The following is a 24,269-nucleotide window of genomic DNA, read 5'->3' on the forward strand; positions in this document are numbered from 1 at the left end:
TCATGGCTGATTGTAAATATGTCGATACATCGCGTCAGGCATTAACGATAAATTAGCTCAGCCCATCGCGCCAAGCCGGCCGTTACCGAGCCAAAGTGATTACCACTGACAATGGGCGTATTGGGCACCACCTCTTTCACCGCAGAGGTTAAAAAGCTCGATTTGGCCGAGCCACCTGTCATGTAGATGACATCGGGTTGGATACCACTTTCAACAATTGCTTCTTTCACCAAACGTTTGATTTTTTCGGTTGGATTGCTGACTGCCTGCTCCATCTGAGTAGCGGTCACTTCTATAGCAAGCTGCTCATTAAGCAAATCGAGATGTGCGTGATAATGCGCAGAATCTGAAAGCGCAATTTTGCTTTGCTCTGCTTCTCGCACCACTGCGTAACCTAAGGTTTCACGCTGCAATTGCACCAATCTTGCGAGCTTTTGAGGCTCGGCAGACTCTTTGTGTAGAGATTTTAATAGCCCCAAATTGTCATGAGCATAAAATGCTCGCTGCGCTTGTACATCGTTTATCGCAATGCTATTCCAAAACTGTATGTTGGGCATAGGCAAGCCACCAGTGGTTTCACTGCCCAGTCCAAATTCACTCATAAATCGGTGAAAAGCCGTGTTGATATCGAGATCGTTCCCGCCGACCATTTGTCCACTGTGAGCCAAAAGGGAGGCACTGCGATCGATCTGCCCACGGTAACTCGGTCCCATGCGTAGCATCGAGCAGTCGGTTGTTCCCCCACCAATATCGACCACCAAGACGATTTTATCTTCGGTGAGTGAGGCTTCAAAATCTAACCCTGCGGCAACAGGCTCAAACTGAAACTCTACGTCAGAAAAACCAGCTCGGTGAGCTGCGCGTTTTAATATACCTTCGGCCTGAATGTTAGAGGCATCTCCACCTCTACCTAGAAAGTTAATTGGACGGCCGATAACCGTGCGATTCACCTCACGGCCCAAACCATTTTCTGCACGCTGGCGCACGTTGGCCATCATTGCGCAGACTAAGTCCTCAAAAAAACTCAGCTGCATGTCTCGCAGTCCCATCGCTCCTAAAAACGATTTTGGGGACTTAACGTAATACACCTCTTTGGGATCCTCGAGGTAAAGGGCGAGCGCTTCGCGACCAAATTTCACGTCATCGTCACGAACGATCAGCCCTTCTTCCCGATTCTCGCTGATTGCACGGCGCAACAGTGATTCGCCAAGGTTATCACTAGGTTTAATGTCCAAGATGCGAAACAGATACTCCGATACCGTTTCTGAGCTAGGTGCACACAATGACGAGGGAATTAACGTGTGTGTCCCTTCAACCGCTATTGGTGTCACCTGTCCATTGACACTCTGCGCGACCGAACAATTTGCGGTACCGTAATCAAAACCTATTGGCATCTTAGTCTCCTATGCTGCACCAGATAAAGGGCGCGTATTGTACTGGCTAACCTTGGGTTCAGGTCAAGCAAAGTTCGCTGCTTTTTTGCATATTAATCGTATTGGCAATCCCCAGTTCGTCAATAAACACTTTGTCGTGACTGACCACCATAAATGCGCCCTGATACTGGTTTAGTGCGGAGGCTAAAATCTGCTTAGAGTCGATGTCTAGGTGATTATCCGGCTCATCCAACAGCAATAGTGGAGCGTCCTTACGATGGCTGACCATCAGCATGGCAAGCTTCATCTTTTCGCCACCACTGAGCACGCTGACACGTTTATGCACTGCGTCTCGGCGAAACCCGATGCTGGCTAACAGCAGCCATGCTTCGCTATTGGTCAGCCCCACACAAAAGTCCATCAGTGCGTCGATTAATGTGCTCGACTCGGGTAGCAGCCCAAAATGCTGGTCTAAGTAAACGGTTGGATGGCGCAAGGTGATCGAGCCTTTGAAATGATTATGATTCCCGTGCAACGCTTTCAGGAGCAAGCTCTTGCCTGTGCCATTATCACCATCGATATGCCACCGCTCTCCTTGAGCCACTTTAAAGTTAGCGATCGGAACATCCACAAAATCGAGGACACACTCCTCAACGCTAACCAATGTTGCCCGTTTACTTGAATGATTGGTGTTTAAGTATAGCTTTTGAGATTTGAGCTGCTCTTGCTGCTTCTTGGCAACATCCAAATCTTTATTAACTCGGTCTAACTGATTGTTTTGATTCAACTGCTGCGCCGATCGTGCCAGTTGCGCTTTTTGAGCCTTGCCGTCCAATAATATTTTAGGCTGGCTGCCACTTTTACGCAGTTTCACCCCTTGGGCTTCACGTCGTTGCGCTTTTTCAAGATTTAGTTGAGCTTGCTTTTCAATCGCTTTTGCTTCTTTACCCAGTCGTTCTACTTTACGTTCAAGTGTTTCCAGCTGTGCACTGCGAGTAGCATGATACAGACTATAACCGCCATCGAAATAATCAAGACCATTACTGCTTAGGTGATAAATACCTTGGCACTGTTCAAGCAAGTACCTATCGTGGCTTACAATCACCACGCAGCCTTCAAAGTGCTGTAGTTTATCGGCTAACCAAGCACGTCCAACGCTATCGAGGTGGTTCGTTGGTTCATCCAATAGCAAAATAGTGGCGTCACTTTCAAATAGTTTATGCAGTTGTAGCAGCGCCAGTTGGCCGCCGCTCAGCAAAGAACATGGTGTTTCTAAACTTTCTGGTAAGCGCAGTTTTTTCAACAAGTTAAGTAGTTTAATTTCGACTTCCCAATCCTCTTCAAGTGTGGCGAAGTCCCGCTCATCGACACTGCCATTTTCAATCGCTCGCAGTGCGCCAATCTTTTCGTCCAACCCTAAATATTGAGTCACAGTGAGTTCGCTGCTAAGCAGTTTAGAAGGCAGTTGTGAAAAACAGCCCAATTCACCGACGCGAGTAATATGGCCCTCAGAAGGATCTTCTTCACCAGAAAGAAGGTGAATTAATTTGGATTTTCCGCAGCCATTCCGGCCAACGAGCCCCCATACACCTGAACCTAAGTTGCATTCTAGATGGCGAAATAACCAAGACCCCATGTCCAATTGAGCACCAAGCTGATGAACGGAGATTCGCGCCATGCAAGATGGCTTATTGGACATTGATTGGCTAGTTGTTTTGATTTGTTGAATAGCAGGCATAGCGGCCTCCCTAATTTTCAGATAAAAATTTGGGGACTAGCGTTAGCAAAGTTAGATAATGAGTATTTTGAGGGTAAGAGATACCGGAACGTACACCTTCACTCTCAAGACCTGCAAAACGCATAGCCCAGAGCCCCAGACGAGTTAGGTCTAGAGGAATTTGAATCCATAAAAACGGTTCAAATTAGGAAGTTACTTATTCACTATGGCATCATCTCGGTAGAAAAGGTTGAGGCAACTATAACGATGTTGACAAAATCGGTCAAACCTTCAATGTTCAAAACAGGACTGTGAAAGGGACCTATTTTGATATTGAAACAGAATGGGAGTTACGTGAAGTATGATAAAGCAGTCGGTTAACTAGGCTTGTGCAATGAGCCTAATCGATGGACTATTGAAATTAATGTTTTACTTTTGCGTCGCTTGACGTCTTTTTGTACCAGTATCTCTGGCGACTAGTTCTTCTAGACATGATTGTACTTATTTTGGAATGTCGATCGGGTATTGCAGAATTGGAGCTGGAAGTAGAGTTTGGAGCGGTGAAATTAAGCTGGAATTCGGATTGCAAAGATGAAAGATAGATGTGACGCTGACGCGTCACATCTGTAAATGCTGTATTAGATAGCAGTTACGTTTGAAGCTTGAGGGCCTTTTTGACCTTGCTCAACATCAAAGCTTACTTTTTGGCCTTCAGCAAGAGTTTTGAAACCGTCAGAAACGATTGCACGGAAGTGAACGAATACGTCAGCGCCGCCGTTGTCTTGAGAAATAAAACCGAAACCTTTAGTTTCGTTAAACCATTTTACTGTACCAGTCGTTTTAGTAGACATAGAAACCTCTATATAATTAATAATTTTAATAAATGAACTACACGCAAAAGCTATTGTAAAGACTATGAAGGTTAAGCTATTCACAGGAGCTAAACGACAAGGTATCGAAAGAGTTCTGGGAGGAGGCTTCAACTAAATTTTTATCTAATAACTCATTTGCAAGAGCTGCGCATATTATACAGCTAACTCGGTAATTACCTAGCGTTTTTGAAGGATATTTTTAAATAATGTCTAACCGCTCAAAAAATACTCGATATTTCAGTAGGTAAAGACATTGTTTTTAACTGCGGCGAGACATGTAATTTGGCCTCGGTTCGCTGTTTAACGTACTCGACAGAGGCGCTCGGGGCGATTTCAATTAACTCCATGCCCTTTGACGTTATCTCAATAACACCCAACTCAGTCACCACTAAATTCACCTGCCCTGCTGCGGTTAGCGGCAAAGTGCAGCGACTCAGTAGTTTTGGTTTTCCCTTTGCACTATGTTCCATGGCTACAATGACTTTTTTAGCCCCAACCACTAAGTCCATCGCTCCGCCCATGCCTGGCACCATTTTCCCGGGAATGATCCAATTGGCTAGATTACCCAACTCATCAACCTGTAAGGCACCCAAGACCGACACGTCAACATGCCCTCCTCGAATAATGGCAAACGAATCGGCGCTGTTGAAGTAACACGCTCCTTTTGCTGCGGTAATAGGTTGTCCACCTGCATTCACTACGTTTAAGTCGATGTCTTCCTCTTTAGCAAGCCCTCCAATGCCCAGCAGTCCATTTTCAGACTGCAGAAGCACCTCTATCTCTTTACTAGTTTCGTTTGCAACTAATGATGGCATTCCTATCCCGAGGTTCACGATATCGCCGTCATTAAGTTCCTGTGCCACTCGCCAAGCAATCATACGGCGTGAGTAGTGTTTATCGACACTCATAGATGATCTCCTTGGTAAATATGATCCACATAAAGACTCGGGGTGTGAATTGACTCTGGCTCTATATCACCAACGTCTACAAGTTGGATGGCCTCTACAATGACCGTCTTAGCCGCCGTCGCCATCAATGGATTAAAGTTTTGTGTGGTGCCTAAGTACTTCACGTTGCCTTTTTTGTCGACGATAGAGCCGCGAATCAATGCCAGATCAGCAAACAATGGCTTTTCGAGCAAAAAGTCTTTCCCATCAACACGCACAATATCTTTGCCTTCACTTACCACAGTGCCTAGCCCTGTTGGCGTTAACACGCCCCCTAAACCCGCACCTGCACATCGAATTTTTTCTGCCAGCGTCCCCTGCGGGACAAGTTCAACCTTGAGTTGTCCCGAGTTCATCATTTGCCCGGTAATGGGGTTAGTGCCAATGTGAGAGGCATACAACTTGGCAACTCGCTCAGCGCTGATCAGTCGGCCCGAACCGGTATGAGGTTGTCCTGTGTCCGTGGTGATAAGAGTGAGATTCTTTACTCCGGACTCAAGCACAATATCAATCAACCCCTCGGGCGCGCCCGTTGCCATAAATCCGCCAATCATAATGGTCATATTATCGTGCAGCTGCGCCTGGATTTGGGCGCGGGTGATCGTTTTTCTCATGCATCGTTCCTTTTTCAACTGCCCATAGCTCTCACAAAACAAACGCGCTCAACTTGCTAAGAGTTACACTTACAGTAAAGAACGGTAATCCTGAGCGTTCAGTGTCGCAATCCCTTGATGTTCAGCTTGCCTCTTTAGCTCGGTAATCTGCGCTGCGTTACTTTGAGCTAACTCACCGTGTCTATCGAGATGGTTATTCTCAAACCCTACTCTGACATCACCACCTAGCAGCATTGCGGCCGATAAGCACTGATGCTCGTACTGGCCAAAAGCGCACACTCCCCAACGCTGAGCAGTGAGGGCGGGATCACTGACCATGGCAACAAGCTCAATGGGTGTGGCGGTTTGAGTGGTACTGTAGCGACCTAGCACCAGTAAAACATGGCGATTGGTTGCAGGTATCACACCTTGCTCGCACAGCCTGAGGTAAACCTGGACATCTTGACGATCATACAAAATATATTGAGCAAAAATGTGTTCACTAGAGACCCAATCAAAAAACTGAGCAGACTGACGAAATTGAGTCGTCACCTGTTCACCGTCTGGAAAAAGTTCGCGTAACGCAAAAGACGCTGCTTTAGGCTTTACCTGCTTAATCAAGGCTATCTGCTGCTGGTGTGAGTATTCACCAATGGCTTCTGTTGTGAGTTGGATCATCACGCTATCACCGAGTGCATTATTCAACTCGCCATAAAGGGCCTGATTCACCTCTATGTCTAAACTATGCTTACCTTCATGGTCTCTTGCATGAACATGGATCATTGCCGCTCCAGCGTCGCGACACAATTTAGCATCTTCAACAATTTCGGACATCGTTATGGGCAACTTAGGGTGATCGCTTTTTTGCTTTCTTGCTCCATTAGGAGCGGCAATGATGGCTATTGGTTTCAATCGCTTAGTCCTCTTACATCCATTGTTTGGCACATACGTTTAGGGTCTGAACCAGTTTATCCACCAACTCAACAATTTGACCATCATTAATAATAAAAGGCGGTGCCAACAAGATGTGGTGCCCGTTTACGCCGTCAATGGTGCCTGACATCGGATAACACATTAAGCCCAGCTCCATGGCTGTGGTATGAATTATTTTGTGTGCTTGACTCTCGATTGGTAGCGGCTGTTTTGTTTGCTTGTTAAAGACCAATTCAATACCAATGAACAGCCCCTTGCCTCTAATGTCGCCAATGTAGTCAACTGGTGATAACTGCTCTTTCAAGAGCTGCTTTAAATACTGCCCTTGGCGCTTCACGTTCACCAATAACTGGTCTTGCTCAATTGCCTCCAACGTGGCTAAGCCGGCTGCACAAGCCATGGGGTGCCCCATAAATGTGTGACCATGTTGAAAAAAGCCACTGCCTGTCGCAATGGTATCGTACACAGTATCGCTCGCTAACACTGCCCCTATGGGTTGATACCCAGCCCCAAGACCTTTTGCCAGCGTCACCAAGTCAGGTACGGTTTGCTCCTGCTCAAAAGCAAAAAAGGTTCCTGTACGCCCTACCCCGCACATAACCTCGTCGAAAATCAGCAAGATGCCATATTGGTCGCAGATTTCTCTGATCAGCCGAAAGTAGTCTGCTGTCGCAGTGAGTGCACCAGCTGTAGCGCCAACAACAGGCTCTGCAACAAACGCCATGACTTTATCTGGACCTATCTGCACTATTTTTTGTTCCAGCTCGTCAGCCAATCTTTGCGAATACGCCCGTTCACTCTCGGACGGGTGCTTATCTCGGTATGGATAGCAGGCCGATACATGGTGAGCACTGCTCAGCAAAGGCTCATACTGACTTCTTCGCCACTGATTACCTCCAACGGCTAGTGCACCTAAGGTATTTCCGTGATAACTCTGCTTGCGGGCAATAAACTCTGTTCGCGACAACTCCCCCTTCTCGACAAAATACTGTCTTGCCATTTTGAGGGCGGACTCAACCGCTTCAGATCCCCCGCTAACAAAATAGACATGGTTTAACGGATCAGGCGCGAGGTCAGTGAGTTTTTTCGCGAGTAGCTCACAACTGTCGGTAGTAAAAAAATGACTGTGAGCAAAAGGAATAGCATCCAGCTGTTGAGCGATCCCTCGCTTTACGTGTTGATGATTATGTCCAAGATTAGACACCGCCGCGCCACCGCACGCGTCGAGATAACGACGACCTTGTTGGTCGAAAAGGTATACCCCTTCACCTCTAACAACAGTGGGCAGTTTAGAGTGGCAATGACGATGAAACACCTTAGTCATGATTTGTCCTCATCCTCATGAGCGAGTGTCTAATATTTATCCTGTATTTTTCACTTCAACAAGCGAGGAAATGTCACCCCCTATGAGCTTTTGGAATATTAGTGGCATTAATTGATGGTTTTTTACTCACCGCCGAAATACACTGAATCCAGAGTATTGCAGGAGTAGTCTTAATGATTAAGAGCAGTGAGTTTCCGTCAACGCGAGCCTTACGTACGTTTATGGCGGTTGCCAGTACAATGAGCTTTTCTAAAGCAGCTATTCACCTGTCTGTTTCGCAGGGTGCTGTGAGTAAGCAAATTGCTGCACTAGAACAGCAATTAGGCCAGCCTCTTTTTCATCGTCACATCAACGGTATTACTCTAACCAAAGCTGGCGAACGCTATTTACCCAAAGTCGCAGAAGCGCTTCAATTGATTCAAACTTCAACCGCCAACCTCATTCAAACAGACATGACGCGCGACGTATTGAATGTCAATGTCACACCATCTTTTGCAAGCCTTTGGTTGATTGAACATTTAGAGCTGTTTTCTAATCAACACCCTAACTTGCAAATCAGTATCAAAATTGGTGATGGCCCGGTAAAAAGCAGTCGCAATGACAGTGATGTCTATATTCGTTGTTTACCGCTATCGAAACATCACGAACACGCACACTTGCTAATGCAAGAGTCGCTGCAACTGGTGGGCTCAAACACATTGCTCATTAATAACCCTATCCAGACTGTTCAAGATTTAAAGCGCCACACACTCATACCTCAGATCACTCGGCCGCAGCTGTGGGAGATGTTTACCAAGCAGCACCAATTGACCCACACACCTCGCTATGGAAAAATTGGCTATGAACACTTTTACATGTCGTTGGAAGGGGTTAAAAATCATCAAGGATTGGCATTGTTGCCTGACTTTATGCTGACCAATACTGCCTTGAACACGCAACTGAACAACCCTTTAGGGCTGTCGATGCATAGCCCATACGGCTATTACCTGATTGCTCCAAACTATAAAAGGGGCATAGACAAAGTGCACCGCTTTGAACAGTGGCTAAACGCTGCCCTTCAACCGGCTCATCGCGAATGAACAGTGACGAAGAATGGCCGATTCACACTATGTTAATGCCCCATTTCATACCTCATCACTGCGAGATTGGCGACCATTGAGAGGCATAACCTTTTAAGGAAGAGTATTTGTCTTATTAGCGCACCCACCCGAACGTAAATTTATGTAAAGACACTCTCACTCTGTCGCAAAATCAACCATTCTTTTTCTGATCGATTATTCGACAAACAACGTATTAAAAACGATTTTTAATCAGTGAGGACAAAACGGATGTCTAAGACCGATGCGCCAGAGAAAGTAGAACAAAGAGCCATTCCCCAAGAAGCCTTTGATTGGTACGATGAATACGCCCACGGGCTCATTGACCGTCGAGAATTCCTTACTCGCCTAACTGGGCTGGTTGCGCTTGGGTTTACCATGACGACGTTAACGTCTGCCCTAATTCCTAACTATGCACTTGCCGAACAAGTCTCTTTTAACGACCCTCTTATCAAGGCGAGCTACGCAAAGTTTGATTCGCCGAAAGGCAGTGGTGAATGTGAAGGCTACTTGGTTGTGCCAAAAGATCTTGAAGGCACCGCTCCTGTAGTATTGGTGATCCACGAAAATAGAGGGCTAAACCCATACATTAAAGATGTGGCTCGACGCCTTGCGGCTAAAGGTTTTATCGCATTTGCACCGGATGCGCTCTACCCACTTGGCGGTTACCCTGGTAACGATGATGAAGGTCGCGCCATGCAAAGCAGTATGGATCGCGCGAACATAGAAGAAGACTTCTTAGCCGCAGCCGACTTCCTAAAGTCGCATGAACTTAGCAGTGGCAAACTAGGCGCTGTCGGTTTCTGTTTTGGTGGCTACATCGTCAATATGCTGGCGGCAACCATTCCAGACAAACTTGATGCTGGCGTGCCTTTTTATGGTACTCCTGCGGCGAAAGAGCTGAGAAAAAATGTCAAAGGCCCACTGATGCTACAGTTTGCTAGTCTAGATAAACGCGTTAACGCAAGCTGGCCTGAATATGAAGAAGAGCTTAAAGCGATTGGTGCCGATTACACCGCATATATGTACGAAGACGTGAATCACGGATTCCACAATGACTCTACCGGCCGCTACGCTGAAACCGAAGCAGAATTAGCATGGACACGTTCTATCGAGTTCTTTGATAAGCACCTCAATGGATAAAGGCTCGTCAATGTTGTAAATGATAGCCAGATCAGGACTATACTCTTGATCTGGCTATTTCTGTTTTTGGGAAATGGGTTGCGTGTTAAGTCACACTCATAGTCACCGCTTACTTACTAAAGGAAAATCACCTTGGCCCAACCTATAGTGTTATTCGATATCAATGAGACCGTCCTAAACCTATCCACCTTGCAACCAAAATTTTCCGCCACATTTGGCTCACCAAAAGCACTAAAAATCTGGTTCACTCAGCTGCTACACACCTCTACGGTGTGTATTTCCACTAACGTACAAAGTGACTTTGCGACTTTGGCGGCCATTAGTCTCGACAGCGTGGCGATGCAATTTGATATCCGTTTAAATGAAGCCACCAAAAAAGAGTTGTTAAGTGGATTTGCGCAGCTTTCCGCGCACAAAGACATCAAACCAGCGTTAACTTTGCTAAAAGAACACGGCATCAAAACGGTGGCATTCTCCAACTCGTCGATGGCACTAATAAGCAAGCAGATAACCAATGCGGGTCTAGATGACTATTTTGACGACATCCTATCTGTGGAGTCGACCGGCAGTTTTAAGCCCGACCCAAAGGTGTACCATTTTGCTTGTAAGACGCTAAACGCGGAGCCTAATAAATTGCGGTTGGTGGCTACACATGACTGGGATACGCATGGCGCTATGTCAGCAGGTTTACAAGCCGCGTATATAGCGCGATCTCCGGCGGTGTATAACCCACTCTATCTGCAACCAGATATTCAAGGCACCACGATGGTAGACATAGCAAAGCAAATTTTGGCTGCGGCCAAATAGCCTCTGTTCTAGCCAGAGCGCATTTTACGTGAAGCGTACTGTGACGCTCTGACTATCGCCTTCAGATCAATCGTAACTTTGCCCCCAATACAATTTACCGTAAACTACCCACTTTGCCTTTTTGCTCGCTTTACATTGACTAGGATTACTCGGTCAATGAATTCATGAGCCTCGTCATTTGGAACTAGTTTGTGCTCTCTACACGTCCCGCCAACTCTGTAATCGTCCTCGACTTTGAAACCACCGGTCTATCGCCTAACCAAGGTGATCGCGCCATCGAAATAGGTGCAGTAAAGCTTGAAAATGGAAAGATCGTCGATCGGTTTCAACGATTAATGAACCCTGGATTTAGAGTCAGTGGTTTTATCGAAAACTACACCGGTATCACCAACACTATGCTGACCACCGCCGACGATTGTGCAACCGTGATGAATGAATTTGCAGACTTTATTCAAGGCAGCAATTTGGTTGCGCATAATGCCTCATTCGATAAACGCTTTTTGGACGCAGAATTAGAACTGATTGACCGCGATTATGACGGTGAATTCGCCTGCTCACTGCTCATTTCAAGACGACTAACGCAAGAGGCTCCATCCCATAAACTTGGTGATCTCGTGCGATACCATGACATTGATAATGATGGCGTTTTTCACCGTGCATTAGCCGATGCAGAAGTCACCGCCTCACTATGGCTGGTACATTTAGCCTGCCTAGAGCAGCAATTTTCTGTTCCCAACCCAGACTTTGCGCTGATGAATAAAATATCCAAAACACCAAAAGCTAAAGTAAGCATGCTACTCGAGAAATAACAATAATGGGGTCAGAGTCAATCGACTCTGACCCCACGGAAATCAAGGACAGGGAGTCTATGAATAAGTCACATCTGCAATGGTGCTACAGTATCCAGCAGGGCCTGCATTGGGCGGTTGTTGGGATTATGATCCCGATACTGGTATTGATGATTCAGTCCATCGGAATGTCTTTACAGCAGGTTGGTGTGATCATGGCAGTATATGTTGGCACCACGGCCGTTTTGGAAATTCCATTGGGTGGCATGGCCGATCGCTTTGGGCGAATGCGCACCTACCAATGCTCACTTTTGGTCAATATTGCGGGGTTTACGGCTCTCTATTTTGCCACCGATTTTACTTCGTTGATAATAGCAGCGTCCTTTTTGGGCGCGGCAAGAGCAATCTACTCGGGCACTCTCGACGCATGGTTTTATGATGCATTTAAACATGCTGGTTCGTCTACAGAAGCAGAGCTCAATTACCATAGCGCGTTAGCACGCGTAAATGTGTTTCTTACACTAGGTTTGGCGTTAGGCTCTTTGTTGGGAGGCATATTACCATCCACCAATTTGTCTGCAGACTTCCAACACCCCTTTCAACTCTCGATTTTAGTGACCATTATTGGCAATGCTCTGCTTTTGTTCGTCACTCACTGGCTTCTCGCTAAGCCGTATTTCGCGACTCGTGGCACTGTTGCACCAGCGAACGCAACACACGGCGTTGGCAAAACCATCGTTCAGGCGCTTAGACACGGAGCCTCGCACAAAGTGGTCTCCAAAATGTTGTTTACGATAGTTGGGTGCGGCGTTGTTTTAATGAGTGTCGAAAACTTTTGGCAGCCTTTTCTTGAGCCGTTAGCCCAGCAGTCAGGGTATGGCACTGCGCTCTTTGGGATCGTCACGGCACTTTACTTTTTGATGTCTGCTCTTTCATCAATCGCATCGGTGACGCTGCTAAGATGGTGTAAGCAGTCGCATTCTCAGTTGATGTTGTACACGCGAATACTTGCTGCCTGCACACTGATTGGCCTCAGCCTAAGTACTCATGTGTTCGAATTCACTGCGTTGTACTTACTGTTTTTCTTCCTGTTCACGGTCGGCAACAACTCTGAACAAGTGGTATTGAATGATTATACGCCAGAGCATTTCCGCTCTACGATGCTATCGGTAAGTTCATTTTCGGTCACACTTGGTGCAATTGGTTCTTCACTGCTGTTCGGTTGGGTATCTGAACACTACTCCATCACACTGAGCTGGATGGTCTGTGCCGCAATACTATCGATCACCTCACTTGCTTTTGTTCCAATGAAACATCACCTAAATGGGGTCAGAGTCAATTGACTCTGACCCCATTAAACTGAGCAAACCGGTTGAGTTCGTTGCGCAATTCATGATCGAACTCCTCGCGATGGGCGAGCTTATGTTCTTTGTGCAATGAATGAACAACCAGTTGGCCGCTTTTTTTATCCGCTTTACAGTCCACTCGAGCCACCAATTCTCCTTGCCACAAAATGGGAAGGCAGAAATAGCCAAATTCTCGTTTCGCTTCTGGTAAATAGCATTCTAGTTTGTAATCAAAACCAAATAGATTAATGGCCCGTGAACGCTGAATAAGAAGATTATCAAACGGAGATAAAATTGCGGCGCGTCGACGGTTTAATCTCTGGTCAACAAGCGCCAAAGTCTCCGGTGTTGTGTAATAGGCACTTGACTCAATAGCGATTACCACCAACTCTTTGTCCTCGCACATTTCTTGCAAAAGCCGTGCTATCTGGCTTTTTATTCCTTTGAGTAAATAACTCATCTCGGCGGCATTGCCAAATCCGTGGGCTCGAATGAAGCCTTTAATGAGATATCGGCAATACTCTTCATCGGTAGGCATTGAGCAATCAACGTGTGTAGGTAATACACGCTCGGTTAAATCGTAGACCTTGTGGAAGTTTCGACGCTCTCGAATCATCAAGTCACCTTGCATGTACAGGTTTTCCAACGCCTGCTTCGCCGGTTTACTGCCCCACATACCAAGCTTTTTGCTCGTTCCTGCAAAATCTTTGGCCATCAGCGGACCTTCGGTCTCTATACGCTCTAATGCATGCTTCATTAGAGAATGGTCTTTGACAAACCAGTGTCTCTGCTTATCGGTTTTTAGTGCGTGCTTACGAGGCAGCGTGAAGCGAAAATCACGCATCGGCAAATATGATGCAGCGTGCGACCAATACTCAAAGGCAAACCCTTGATTGACCATTTGATCGAGATGAGTGAGTTGATAGTTGGGATTGCGGCTCCACAGCACGTGATGATGGGCTCGCTGCACCACAGAGATCGTATCTATTTGCAGATAGCCCAATTGCTCAAATGCATTCTTGGTCTCTTGATAGCCGTTTCCATTGACCGTTTTAGCGGGCAACCTTTGGCTTAGCAATGCCATTTTTTTGGCTTGAGCTAGTGATATTTTTTCCATTTTCCTACCCTAACTTAACCAACACAAAAGTAAATCTTTCTGTCATGAATCAGTGCTATGTTGTACGCTGTTTGTAGCGAATCATAGGCTCGATTCTTTCACGATTTCATTTTCATAACACGGGTAACTCACATGGACTTAGCGTTTCATCACATTGCAATAATTTGCTCTAACTATCCGCAATCCAAGCATTTTTACCATAAAGTATTAGGGTTTGAGATCATCGAAGAGACCTACCGCGCCGCGCGCGATTCCTACAAGCTAGACTTAGCCATCCCCTCGGGAGGACAGATAGAGCTGTTCTCTTTTCCTAATGCACCTGAAAGGCCAAGCTACCCAGAAGCACAAGGGCTTAGGCACCTTGCATTTGCGGTTAATGATATTGAAGAGAACATTCAGCAGTTAGCCAAACACAACATTGCTGTTGAACCAATTCGAATTGACGAGCTCACAGGCAAAGCGTTCACTTTTTTCCAAGATCCCGATGGGCTTCCACTCGAGCTTTATCAAAAATAGAATTCAAAAAATGACTCAACATTACCAAGCATTTATTTTCGACATGGACGGTGTCCTGCTCGATTCTGAGCCTTTCTGGCGTCGTTCACAAATTGAACTGCTGCGCGAAATGGGCCACACCATCACTATTGATGATTGCATTGCGAACACGATGGGAAAGCGTATCGACGACATAGCGAAGTGCTGGATAAATCGCTTCAAACTGACGCTTACCGTCGAGGAATTGGCCCACTCAATTCTCAATAGAACCATTACATTAATTTCTAACGAGGCCACGGCAACGGAAGGACTACACCACTTAGTCCGCTACCTAAAAACAACCCCGTTAAAAATTGGCCTAGCGACATCATCGAGCCAGATTGTCATTGACGCGGTGGTGAATACTCTTGGACTCAACGACGTATTTTTGGTTGCTTTAAGTGCCGATGAGGTGGTCAATGGCAAACCTGCACCGGATGTCTATTTAGAAGTGTGCCGCCGTATGGAGGTTGATCCAACGTTATGTTTTGCCTTAGAAGATAGCTTAACAGGTGTGAAAGCAGCCGTTGCCTCCGGCGCAATAACAATCGCCAAACCTGAATTCGAGGGTGCTGACTTCGATATGGCGCGCTATCAAGTCAGTCATTTATCGGAAGTGATTGATATTGTCGATCAGTTAATCTAATTATCTGGGACCATCATAACGTGACTGTCTGATTGGCGAGGAACAATAGTGGCGACGTACCAATTGCGTGTATCAAATTGCATATTTTCCAATTTGTTAAGCATTAACTTCGCCATCTCTTCGCCAACCGCAAGCGTATCGTAGCTTAAAGAGGTAATTGACGGTTTGCTGTAGCGGCTGTGTTCGTAATCACCGTAACCGGCAATCGCTACATCAATACCGGGCTGATACCCAAGCTCTTCACATGCGGCAATAGTGCCAAGTGCCATGGTATCGTCAGCGCACAGGATTGACGTAGGGCGTTTAGCCAAAGACATCACTTCTTTGGTCATCGCCATAGCGGCATCTTCATTGAGCTCGCCATTAAGTAGCCACTTATCATTGACCTCAAGACTGGCCTCATGCATTGCTTTTAAATAGCCCTGCTGACGCGCCTGAGAAAGCGTTAGCTCGATTGGCGCATCCAAAAATGCTATCCGTGTGTGTCCCAGGTTAATCTGCCGTTTGGTCAATTCGTAAAACGCTTGTTGATTGTCGACATCGACAAAGCTCTCTGAATCAAATCCCTCGATAAACCCATGACATACAAAAGGAAAATTCTGTTCCGTAAGCATTTTAATTCGTGCGTCGTCGGTCCGAGTTCTTACAATAAACAACCCATCGACTAATCCCCCACTGGTTAATTGAGAGTACACCTGCTGCTCGTCTTGAGATTCAGAGATAGTGGTTACGATTAATTGATAGTCATACTTACTGAGTAGGGCTGCCGCTCCTGCCAAAACTTTAGAAAAAGCGGGAGACACAAACATCCTAGAGGCTGCTGGTAAAATGATCCCCACATTGCGAGAACGCCCGGATGCAAGGCGTTTAGCGGTCGGATTGGCACGATAACCCAATTCCTGCGCCGCTGCTAACACCTTTTTACGCGTGTTGGCATTGACGTCGCTATAGCCATTGAGCGCCCGCGATACCGTCGACTTTGATAAGCCTAAATGTTCTGCAAGTTTCTTAATTGACATTGTTTAATCCATTATCAACGTATACATCTCGAATAGCCGTATGTTGGACTCGTTCACTCACTTAGACTTCGCTCCATTAACCATGACACCCAAGTAACAGAATTCACTTTTAACCAATTTTAGCGCGAATGGGAACCCACTCATGGCCAAAGTGCGTGACCACAACTTATAAGCGGCGCTGGGTTTGCTCATCAAACAGCAGCACCCTAGACAGGTCGACTAACAAGTCCATTTTCTCGCCGCGAGAAATCTCCGAACGAAGATCCAATCGCGCTTTTACTTTGTCGTCACCTAGATGAAATAGCACTTCCTTATCAAACCCCATAGGCTCGACGAGCTCGACGTGAACCTCACTAAAGTTAAAGGTCGCCTCTCCATCTGAAAAGAACGCTTTATCGTTAAAAAAGTCTGGTCGGATCCCAACTTTAACTGCTACCCCTTCAGCGCCAATGGGCTTATCAAAGTTCACATTGGTTAATTGCTGCCTGGGTAAGGAATAGTCCCCGAGTTGTAAGTGGTCACTATAAAGACGACCATCCATTATATTCATCGACGGCGAACCGATGAATGTGGCCACAAAGATGTTTATAGGATTAAGGAATATATCCATTGGCGAACCGACTTGCTCAATAATCCCATCGCGGATCACCACAACTTTATCGGCCAAGGTCATCGCCTCTACTTGGTCATGAGTGACGTACACGCTTGTACGACCAAACTGGTGATGTATCTGCGCAATTTCAGTTCGCATATGGTTGCGAAGTTTCGCATCAAGGTTGGATAGTGGCTCGTCGAATAAAAAGCAGTCGGCATCACGAACAATCGCCCGTCCCATCGCCACACGTTGGCGTTGTCCACCCGAAAGATCCGCCGGTTTACGTTTAAGATACTCTTCCAGTTTAAGCATCTTCGCTACATCGTTTAAGCGCTGCTGAATTTCAGCTTCCTTCATCTTTAAACGGCGCAGCGCGAACACTATATTTTCTTCGACTGTTTTATGTGGGTAAAGCGCGTAGTTTTGAAACACCATCGCTAGATTGCGATTTTGTGGTTCTATATCATTCACCACGCGATCGCCAATCGTAATCTCGCCCGATGTTGGTTGTTCTAAGCCCGCAATCATGCGCAATGTGGTCGACTTTCCGCAACCTGATGGCCCAACTAATACAACAAATTCGCCGTCATCAATATCTAGGCTGATATCTTTAACGACTTTGGTATCACCATAGTTTTTTACGATATTTTTAAGAGAAATTGCCGCCATAATATTAACCTTTTACCCCGCCGTCCGTTTTACCACCGTCCATATGACGCATTGCGAATAAGAAACAGATCACAACTGGGGCTAAGGTCAGCATGGAAGCTGCCATGATTCGGTCCCAAATTGCATTCTTTGACACAAACAGTTCTTGCAAAGCCAGCGGCAAGGTATAGAACTCTTTAAACTGCTTTAAAAATACCGATGCAAACAGGTACTCGTTCCATCCAATGATGAAACAGTACATAAACACCGTTGCCAGCATAGGCAAAGACAACGGCAGCACCACTTTCCAGATGGCTTGTTTACGTGAGTAGCCATCCATCATCGCCGCTTCTTCTAACGCAAACGGGATGCTGCGAAAATAATTACCCAGCATATACAAGGCCACCGGCAAGGTTTGAACGATGTAAATTGCAAACAGGCTAATCACGCTGCCCCACATGGAGTTTGCCAGCCCCACATTCACCGCCATTTGATACAGCGGCACCATTAAAAGGACGCCGCCGACCATATACACAAACAGTACAGAACGCTGCACAATCACTTGCCCTGAAAACTGCAATCGACTGATCGAATACGCCCCCATAACTGCGAAAACCAACGACACCGCCGCCGCACCTGCCGAAATCAAAAAACTATTGAGCATATAGCGCCCAAATGGGAACACGTCGCTGGTATCGGTGTATTTGGCTAATATCGCGTCTTTTTTGTTTTGCGGTATTTTGGGGTTATCGAGAATTTTCTTAATCGCCGCCGGGACTTCGACCTCTTTTTGTTCAGCCAAACCCAGCAGCTCTTTGTACGCATCCAAGTTGACGACTTGAGGGATGAGTGACGGGTTTCCCCAATCAAACTGATGCTTTAGCGAGGTTGACAATATTTGCGCAAAGGGCAACAAACAAAAGCTCACCAGCAGCATAATAGCGACCCAAAACCCCACTCGACTTTTCCATGTTTTTCTACCTAACATTGAGGATCACCACTTCAGAATTTTCTTAACGTAGAACCAAATCAGCACACACAACACCGCAAACTGGATCACCGAGGTCGCGGCTGCGAGACCCTGATCTATCACGCCCGTAAACGCTTGGTAATAGGTAAACACCGGCAGTGTTTGAACATTGGGAGCCAGTAAGAACACGTCTTCAAATCGATTTAAGTTCCAGATAAGGCGTAAAATGACCACAGTCGCTAATACAAAGTAAATCTCTGGCAGAGTGACATGAAAAAAGCGTCCAATCGGCCCATAGCCATCAATGGCTGCCGCTTCATATTGATCTTTAGGAATGGACGAAAGTTTTGACAGGATCAGTAAGTAAGCAATAGGAAAGTGCTTCCACACATCAAATAAAATCACCACCCATACCGCTGTGTCGGGTTCACCAATCAAATTAGCACGGGCGTCCCAAAGGTGGAGAATATCTACCATTAGCCAGTTAAAAACCCCGTTAACGGGATCAAATAAAAACTGCCAACCAAACACCACCGAAATTACCGGGGCAAAATAGGGCATTAAAATCGCGGCGCTGACCAGTCCCCGCCCTTTAAACGGCTCTCGCATTAGCAATGCTACAGCCAGCCCTAATACTGTGGTTCCAACTACGGTACCCAATAGATAAATGCTTGTTGTACCGATTGACGAATAATAGTCTGGGTTGGACAACAGTCGAGCGTAGTTTTCGACGCCGACAAAGGTTTTGTCGCCATTGAGTTTGACGTCAAAAAAGCTTAGATAAACATTAAATACAATTGGATAGAGTATCAAAAGCCCAATAATGCCTAGGGTTGGTGCCACCAACTTCCAACCTAACCGTGCTTCTGCTCTCTCTAATGGAGTCATGCATCCTTCCTATCGAGACAGTTTCCTAAAGAAATAGTGCGCAATCCGGTGCGCTGCTCGTCCATCTACTGACAAAGCGTTGGCACAAAGCACCAACGCCTTTTGCCGTACTACTTGGCCACTTGCATCATCTGCTCTTCGGCCCAATCTAACGACGCTTGTGTGTCTTCATCTTCGATTACGGCGCTGTAAATCATACGAGGGATGATCTGCTTGGAGAATATTTCACCCGATTCTGGGAATGCTTTCCCGTCCACAATGGAGAAATTCTTAATGTTCTCAAATCCAGCAATGATCTCTTTGATCGACTCTTTACCATAATTAGCAAAGATTCCTTTAGGATCGTTTAAGAACTCATCGGTTTCGGCAATGTCGCGCAGCATAGGTAAATGACCACCCGGTGCCATATGAGAATAGGCAACCACTTGGTCACGTTCATTCATATATTCGATGAACGCTTTCGTGGCATCGACTTCCGCTTGATTGTCGTTTTTCATGATTGAAAAACCGACCAAAGTACCGAACGTCGACGGACTGGTGTGAGTAATGGTTGTCGCCAATCGAGTATTTTTCGCCAAATCTGGATCAAAGGTTGCGCCTTTGAGGTCGCTGAAGTTTTCGTTACTCAGTGAACTTGCCGCGGCTTCGGCTAGTGCAATGTCATCCATGATGTAGGTGGAATAGAAAAACATCGCTAACTTACCCTGTAGGTAATAGTCTCTGGCGCGCCAGGTTTGTGGTCCAGGGGGTGTATATTGTGACAAGGTTTTATAGAAATCGAGTACCTCTTTTTGAGCTTCTGAATTAAATATCAGCTTGCCGTTTCGATCGAACTGCGGCGCGTCATTAGACAGAGCAAATTGGGTATAGACTTGCTCGGCATAACTGTCGGCTTTGGTGCCGATCAATATTCCGTATTGATTCTCTTTTGGGTTGTTAAAGTGTTTTGCCGCTTTCTCGATACTTTCCCACGTAGTTGGCGGCTCTAAGCCAGCTTCTTCAAACCAGTCTGCGCGATACCAAATCCCTTGTACCCAGCCACGATAGGGCAATGCCACGTATTGTTTTTTAGCCGGATCTTCCACCAGTTTTAACGCGCCGGTATAGAAACGGTCGATCCCTACGTTATTAATCACTTCTGTTGTCGCTTCAAGATCTACAATGCCTTGCTCTGAAAACGCTAGAGATAAGTTTGAGCCCACTTCTATCATGTCAGGTAACGTATTTGATGCCGCCGCCGCCGCGATTTGTTTCGGTATATCATTTTCATCGACCGCGACCAGCTTAATATCGATGCCTGGGTTCAGCGCTTCGAATACATCAGCCATAACCTCTATGGTTTGCATTCGGTCAGACTGGGTTTGCGTCGTCCAATATTCGACTGTTGTCATCGCTAGGCTGCTCATGGACATTCCTGCTGCAGCGAGTCCTAACGTTAGCGTCTTCAGTTTCATGTTTATGTCCTTATTTGTAGGGTCTGTCTTATTATTCCCCTTTGGGGGTTGTGCGCACCGCGATGTTGGCACTGCGCAAAATTTTACTGATGTTTAAGCCATAACACCTGATAGGGTTGTATGGTTAACAGTTGAGCTACGCGCGTGCCAGAAAGCAAGTCAATATTAAGTCCAGACAGTAGTTTCGTACTGTCGAGTTCCAACTGCTGCGCGCTAATATTGATCACCACCGCTAGAGATTCATCACGCACCAAGGTCACAAGCCTTGAGTCCACATCGACCACCCGCTGTGATGTACTGGGCGAAAACGCTACCTCACTGCACCGCACAGTCAGTAGCGCCTTAAAACTAGACAGCACTTGGCTTCTTCTCGAGTTAGGCTCAGCTAAGCTTTTATCCAGTGATTGACGATGCAGCTTTTCTCTATTGATTGCGCGGTTATAGCCTAACTTTTGTAAGCCTTGTTGATCATTTAGTGAGCCTAAAAGGCTATGAATGTAAATTCCGGGAACGCCTGCCATTGACAGCAATATTGCCTGCGCAGCCATAAAACGATCTAAATTAGTCTTATCGTCACAAGCCGGGTCGCTGATGGCATCAAAGTAGTTTATGTTGAGCTCGTAAGGGCTTTGTGTCCCATCGCCATTGTCTTTATAAGACACCCGTCCACCATTTCGCTGAACAACGTTTAGCAAAGAGTCCACTTGTTGTTTGGTCAATATGCCTTCAACAGGTCGCACGCCAATACCGTCATGAGAGGCCAAGAAGTTAAAGAAGGTGGTGCCTGGCGAGCTAGGTTCTAACTCGCTCATCCAGCGCATAATGATGCTGCTATCGCCAGTTTGCAGCGTGTGCAGAGTTAACGGGGGCAATGGAAACTGATACACAAGGTGCGCTTCGTTGTCGCCACTGCCAAAGTAGCTGATGTTGTCCTGATGAGGAACATTGGTTTCGGTGATCAATTTTACCTGAGGAGCCGCGACATCCAGTATTGCGCGCATGGCCTGCACCAACGCGTGAGTCTGCGGTTGATGAATACATGGGGTATCTAACTCTTTCCACATAAACCCAATGGCGTCTAAGCGAATAAATGACGCACCTTGTTCGGCATAAAACAGCAATAGTTCGACGATTTTCTGAAACACATTTGGACTGCGAAAGTTTAGGTCAATTTGGTCGTCACTAAACGTAGTCCATATATGTTTTACCCCGCGAGAGGTTTCAAACGGAGTCAGTAAGGGAAGCGCTCGAGGTCGAGTCACGGAGCTGTAATCGCGATCCGGATTCGCTTCGGTGAAGAAATCTATATATTGGAGATCTCCATTAAGATACCCCTGAAACCATTTACTAGACTTAGAGATATGATTAATCACTCCATCGAGCATCAAGTCATAGTGCTGGGCCAATTCGTGAATATCATTCCAATCTCCTAGTTGTGGATTAATTTTCCAATAATCTACAACCGAGAAACCATCATCTGACGTGTACGGAAAACAAGGCAGGATATGAACCGCTGAAAGCACCTCTTTTACATGCTTATCCAAAAAACGCTTAAGCGCCGTAAGGGACGACACGCCTTCCTCAAGAATAGAGTCACCGTAAGTGATGAGCATGACATCTTTCTGATCAACCCAATTACCCATTACATGTCCTATTGTGTTGTCAGAGGCAACGTCGACAAGGTTTGGCAATAATTGTTTAAGTTGCGCAGGCGAATACACACCAGCAAGTATTTGCTGAAGGTCACGATGTAGTGCACTACGTTGTTTGAAATCTAAGGCCATTTTTGTCCCTTAAAAACTGAATACTCTCGCTACCAAAACCGGTTTTGGTAGCTAATCAAAAAAAAGTGACTCGGTGTCGTCACTCGATTGAAAATTTGAATGGACTGAGTCTAGGTGCCAAAATGCGATTAATATTTGACCAAGATCGCACTATTCGAAAAACAAAACCGGTTCTGCTAATATCGTGATGGTGATCAATTTTTAACCACTCAATATCTAATGTTCGACCTTAGCAAACAACAGGTACGCTACATTAGGAAGAGTTAATATGAATGGAAGCAGAACAATGAATATATTACTTGCCCATTTTCGAGTCGGTGAAACGGATGGTGTATCTTTAGAGATGGACAAGTGGAAGTGGGCGCTAGAAAGTCTAGGACACAACGTCATATACCTTGCAGGAAGTGCCGGTAATTGTGATGCAGAGTTAATACCAGAGCTGCACTATTTGGACGCTTTTAACGACAAGATCATTCAAAATGCCTACATAAAACGAACAGACTACCCCAGCGAGTCCGCATTGCTAGAAGCGATTGAGCGACAAGCTGAGCGTATCGCGGTCAAAATTGAACAAGTGATCACCAAGCATAATATTGATGTCGTGGTACCCAACAATATGCTGTCACTTGGTTATCATTTACCTGCTGCGATTGGGTTAGTGAATGCCGCAATCGCCACACACACTCGCGTTATCTGCCATCACCACGATTTTCATTGGGAACGAATTAAATACTCTCAACCCACGTCATCTGGGGTTGCCAAATTGCTCGACAACTATTTCCCGCCCACTCACCCACTGATCGAGCACTGCGTGATTAATCATCTCGCACAAACGGAACTGCAATCTCGCTGCCAACTTGAGGCTACCGTGGTACCCAATGTATTTGATTTCGCTGGAAATGAATGGGGTATTGATGACTACAACCAAGATCTCCGTTCTCGTTTTAAACTTCGAGCTGACGACATTCTCATCTTACAAGCCACCCGAGTGGTGGCTCGAAAAGGGATTGAGATCGCTATAGATCTCGTCGAAACTCTTATGTCACTGCGCCAACAATTGGAAAACGCCCCTTTGTACAATGGACAAATTTTCACTGAAAATAGCCGGATCGTGCTTACATTTGCAGGGCTGTGTGAAGAGCCAGAATACATGGAGAAGCTCAAACATAAAGCCAGCGTGCAAGGCGTAGAGCTTGTATTCATTAATGACTGGGTCGGCCATTCTCGAAGTCATAAACAGGGTCAAAAAGTCTACTCTTTATGGGATGTGTACAGCCACGCCGATCTCATTACCTACCCGAGCCTGCTTGAAGGCTGGGGGAATCAATTTCTTGAAGGGTTGGTCGCCAAAGTCCCTATGGCGGTGTATCGCTATCCGGTTTTTGATTCAGATATTCAACAGTTTCAATTTAATATCATCGACTTGGGAAATGACCATCAACTTGATTCCAACGGACTAGCGGTGATCAAAACAGAACGGTTATTAAGTGCTGCAAACGCGTGCCTTGAGTACTTATTAGAGGGTGAAAAAAGACGAGATAAAATGGAGCAAAACTACGCCATTGGGCAACACCATTTCTCTTATAAAGCGTTAAAAAGCAAGCTAAATGGGATTTTTTCCAAAGCCCACTAGCAGTTGCAGTTGTGTCACATACTTTTGTAAAACACCGAACT

General features: G+C 46.0%; 22 protein-coding genes. 8 read left to right on the forward strand and 14 right to left on the reverse strand.

The features are described 5' to 3' along the window. Positions 1–41: 41 nt before the first annotated feature. The 7 genes from yegD to ST37_RS07710 all read right to left on the reverse strand — a co-directional run bounded on the left by yegD (position 42) and on the right by ST37_RS07710 (position 7,759). Positions 42–1,394 (reverse strand): molecular chaperone, encoded by a 1,353-nt coding sequence (yegD, locus tag ST37_RS07680; RefSeq protein WP_084885146.1) that lies wholly within the window; start codon positions 1,392–1,394, stop codon positions 42–44. Positions 1,395–1,452: 58 nt separating this feature from the next. After that, complete coding sequence (locus tag ST37_RS07685; protein ID WP_084885262.1) at positions 1,453–3,051, reverse strand: ATP-binding cassette domain-containing protein; 1,599 nt, start codon at positions 3,049–3,051, stop codon at positions 1,453–1,455. Positions 3,052–3,728: 677 nt separating this feature from the next. Then, positions 3,729–3,941 carry a cold-shock protein gene (locus ST37_RS07690; RefSeq protein WP_084885147.1) on the reverse strand — a complete coding sequence of 71 codons (213 nt, stop codon included), beginning with the start codon at positions 3,939–3,941 and terminating at the stop codon, positions 3,729–3,731. Between the two features lie 239 nt (positions 3,942–4,180). Beyond that, a complete protein-coding gene (locus ST37_RS07695) occupies positions 4,181–4,870 on the reverse strand; it encodes a 3-oxoacid CoA-transferase subunit B (RefSeq protein ID WP_084885149.1) in 690 nt (229 codons plus the stop codon). Further along, positions 4,867–5,523 (reverse strand): CoA transferase subunit A, encoded by a 657-nt coding sequence (locus tag ST37_RS07700; RefSeq protein WP_084885151.1) that lies wholly within the window; start codon positions 5,521–5,523, stop codon positions 4,867–4,869. Before ST37_RS07700 ends, ST37_RS07695 begins: the two co-directional genes overlap by 4 nt. A 69-nt stretch (positions 5,524–5,592) precedes the next feature. Beyond that, the gene (locus ST37_RS07705) at positions 5,593–6,414 is read right to left on the reverse strand and encodes a 3-keto-5-aminohexanoate cleavage protein (protein WP_143698150.1); all 822 of its coding nucleotides are present in this window, start codon (positions 6,412–6,414) and stop codon (positions 5,593–5,595) included. Positions 6,415–6,427: 13 nt separating this feature from the next. Next, a complete protein-coding gene (locus ST37_RS07710; protein WP_084885154.1) occupies positions 6,428–7,759 on the reverse strand; it encodes an aspartate aminotransferase family protein in 1,332 nt (443 codons plus the stop codon). A gap of 173 nt (positions 7,760–7,932) precedes the next feature. On the opposite strand from ST37_RS07710, the gene ST37_RS07715 reads away from it, so the two are divergent. The 5 genes from ST37_RS07715 to ST37_RS07735 all read left to right on the forward strand — a co-directional run bounded on the left by ST37_RS07715 (position 7,933) and on the right by ST37_RS07735 (position 12,937). Next, positions 7,933–8,838 carry a LysR family transcriptional regulator gene (locus ST37_RS07715; RefSeq protein ID WP_084885156.1) on the forward strand — a complete coding sequence of 302 codons (906 nt, stop codon included), beginning with the start codon at positions 7,933–7,935 and terminating at the stop codon, positions 8,836–8,838. A gap of 249 nt (positions 8,839–9,087) precedes the next feature. Continuing rightward, a complete protein-coding gene (locus tag ST37_RS07720; protein ID WP_084885158.1) occupies positions 9,088–9,999 on the forward strand; it encodes a dienelactone hydrolase family protein in 912 nt (303 codons plus the stop codon). A 132-nt stretch (positions 10,000–10,131) separates the two neighbouring features. After that, positions 10,132–10,806, forward strand: coding sequence for a haloacid dehalogenase type II (locus ST37_RS07725; RefSeq protein WP_084885160.1), 675 nt, complete (start codon positions 10,132–10,134; stop codon positions 10,804–10,806). Positions 10,807–10,997: 191 nt separating this feature from the next. Beyond that, on the forward strand, positions 10,998–11,615 hold the full coding sequence (locus tag ST37_RS07730; RefSeq protein WP_084885162.1) for a 3'-5' exonuclease: 618 nt from the start codon (positions 10,998–11,000) through the stop codon (positions 11,613–11,615). Positions 11,616–11,674: 59 nt separating this feature from the next. Then, positions 11,675–12,937, forward strand: a complete 1,263-nt coding sequence (locus tag ST37_RS07735) for an MFS transporter (RefSeq protein ID WP_172400950.1) — start codon at positions 11,675–11,677, stop codon at positions 12,935–12,937. On the opposite strand, the gene ST37_RS07740 is transcribed toward ST37_RS07735, so the two are convergent. Continuing rightward, a complete protein-coding gene (locus ST37_RS07740) occupies positions 12,930–14,057 on the reverse strand; it encodes a crosslink repair DNA glycosylase YcaQ family protein (protein WP_084885166.1) in 1,128 nt (375 codons plus the stop codon). The two genes, ST37_RS07735 and ST37_RS07740, sit on opposite strands and share 8 nt — an antisense overlap. Positions 14,058–14,189: 132 nt before the next feature. Here ST37_RS07740 and ST37_RS07745 point away from each other — a divergent pair, with 132 nt between their 5' ends. After that, positions 14,190–14,573 carry a VOC family protein gene (locus ST37_RS07745; protein WP_084885168.1) on the forward strand — a complete coding sequence of 128 codons (384 nt, stop codon included), beginning with the start codon at positions 14,190–14,192 and terminating at the stop codon, positions 14,571–14,573. A gap of 10 nt (positions 14,574–14,583) precedes the next feature. Beyond that, positions 14,584–15,237, forward strand: coding sequence for an HAD-IA family hydrolase (locus ST37_RS07750; protein WP_172400951.1), 654 nt, complete (start codon positions 14,584–14,586; stop codon positions 15,235–15,237). On the opposite strand, the gene ST37_RS07755 is transcribed toward ST37_RS07750, so the two are convergent. The 6 genes from ST37_RS07755 to ST37_RS07780 all read right to left on the reverse strand — a co-directional run bounded on the left by ST37_RS07755 (position 15,234) and on the right by ST37_RS07780 (position 22,595). After that, positions 15,234–16,256, reverse strand: a complete 1,023-nt coding sequence (locus ST37_RS07755) for a LacI family DNA-binding transcriptional regulator (protein WP_084885171.1) — start codon at positions 16,254–16,256, stop codon at positions 15,234–15,236. The two genes, ST37_RS07750 and ST37_RS07755, sit on opposite strands and share 4 nt — an antisense overlap. A gap of 166 nt (positions 16,257–16,422) precedes the next feature. Then, the gene (ugpC, locus tag ST37_RS07760; RefSeq protein ID WP_084885173.1) at positions 16,423–17,520 is read right to left on the reverse strand and encodes a sn-glycerol-3-phosphate ABC transporter ATP-binding protein UgpC; all 1,098 of its coding nucleotides are present in this window, start codon (positions 17,518–17,520) and stop codon (positions 16,423–16,425) included. 4 nt (positions 17,521–17,524) lie between these two features. After that, positions 17,525–18,487: a carbohydrate ABC transporter permease gene (locus ST37_RS07765; RefSeq protein WP_084885175.1), complete on the reverse strand. Its 963-nt coding sequence runs from the start codon at positions 18,485–18,487 to the stop codon at positions 17,525–17,527. A 6-nt stretch (positions 18,488–18,493) separates the two neighbouring features. Then, the gene (locus ST37_RS07770; protein WP_084885176.1) at positions 18,494–19,357 is read right to left on the reverse strand and encodes a sugar ABC transporter permease; all 864 of its coding nucleotides are present in this window, start codon (positions 19,355–19,357) and stop codon (positions 18,494–18,496) included. Between the two features lie 110 nt (positions 19,358–19,467). Continuing rightward, positions 19,468–20,811, reverse strand: coding sequence for an extracellular solute-binding protein (locus tag ST37_RS07775; protein WP_084885178.1), 1,344 nt, complete (start codon positions 20,809–20,811; stop codon positions 19,468–19,470). Between the two features lie 83 nt (positions 20,812–20,894). Continuing rightward, positions 20,895–22,595: a sugar phosphorylase gene (locus tag ST37_RS07780; RefSeq protein ID WP_084885180.1), complete on the reverse strand. Its 1,701-nt coding sequence runs from the start codon at positions 22,593–22,595 to the stop codon at positions 20,895–20,897. A 286-nt stretch (positions 22,596–22,881) separates the two neighbouring features. On the opposite strand from ST37_RS07780, the gene ST37_RS07785 reads away from it, so the two are divergent. Next, positions 22,882–24,228, forward strand: a complete 1,347-nt coding sequence (locus ST37_RS07785) for a glycosyltransferase family 4 protein (RefSeq protein WP_084885182.1) — start codon at positions 22,882–22,884, stop codon at positions 24,226–24,228. The last annotated feature ends 41 nt before the right edge of the window (positions 24,229–24,269 follow it).

This window comes from Vibrio sp. qd031 (assembly GCF_002100145.1).
Classification (GTDB): domain Bacteria; phylum Pseudomonadota; class Gammaproteobacteria; order Enterobacterales; family Vibrionaceae; genus Vibrio.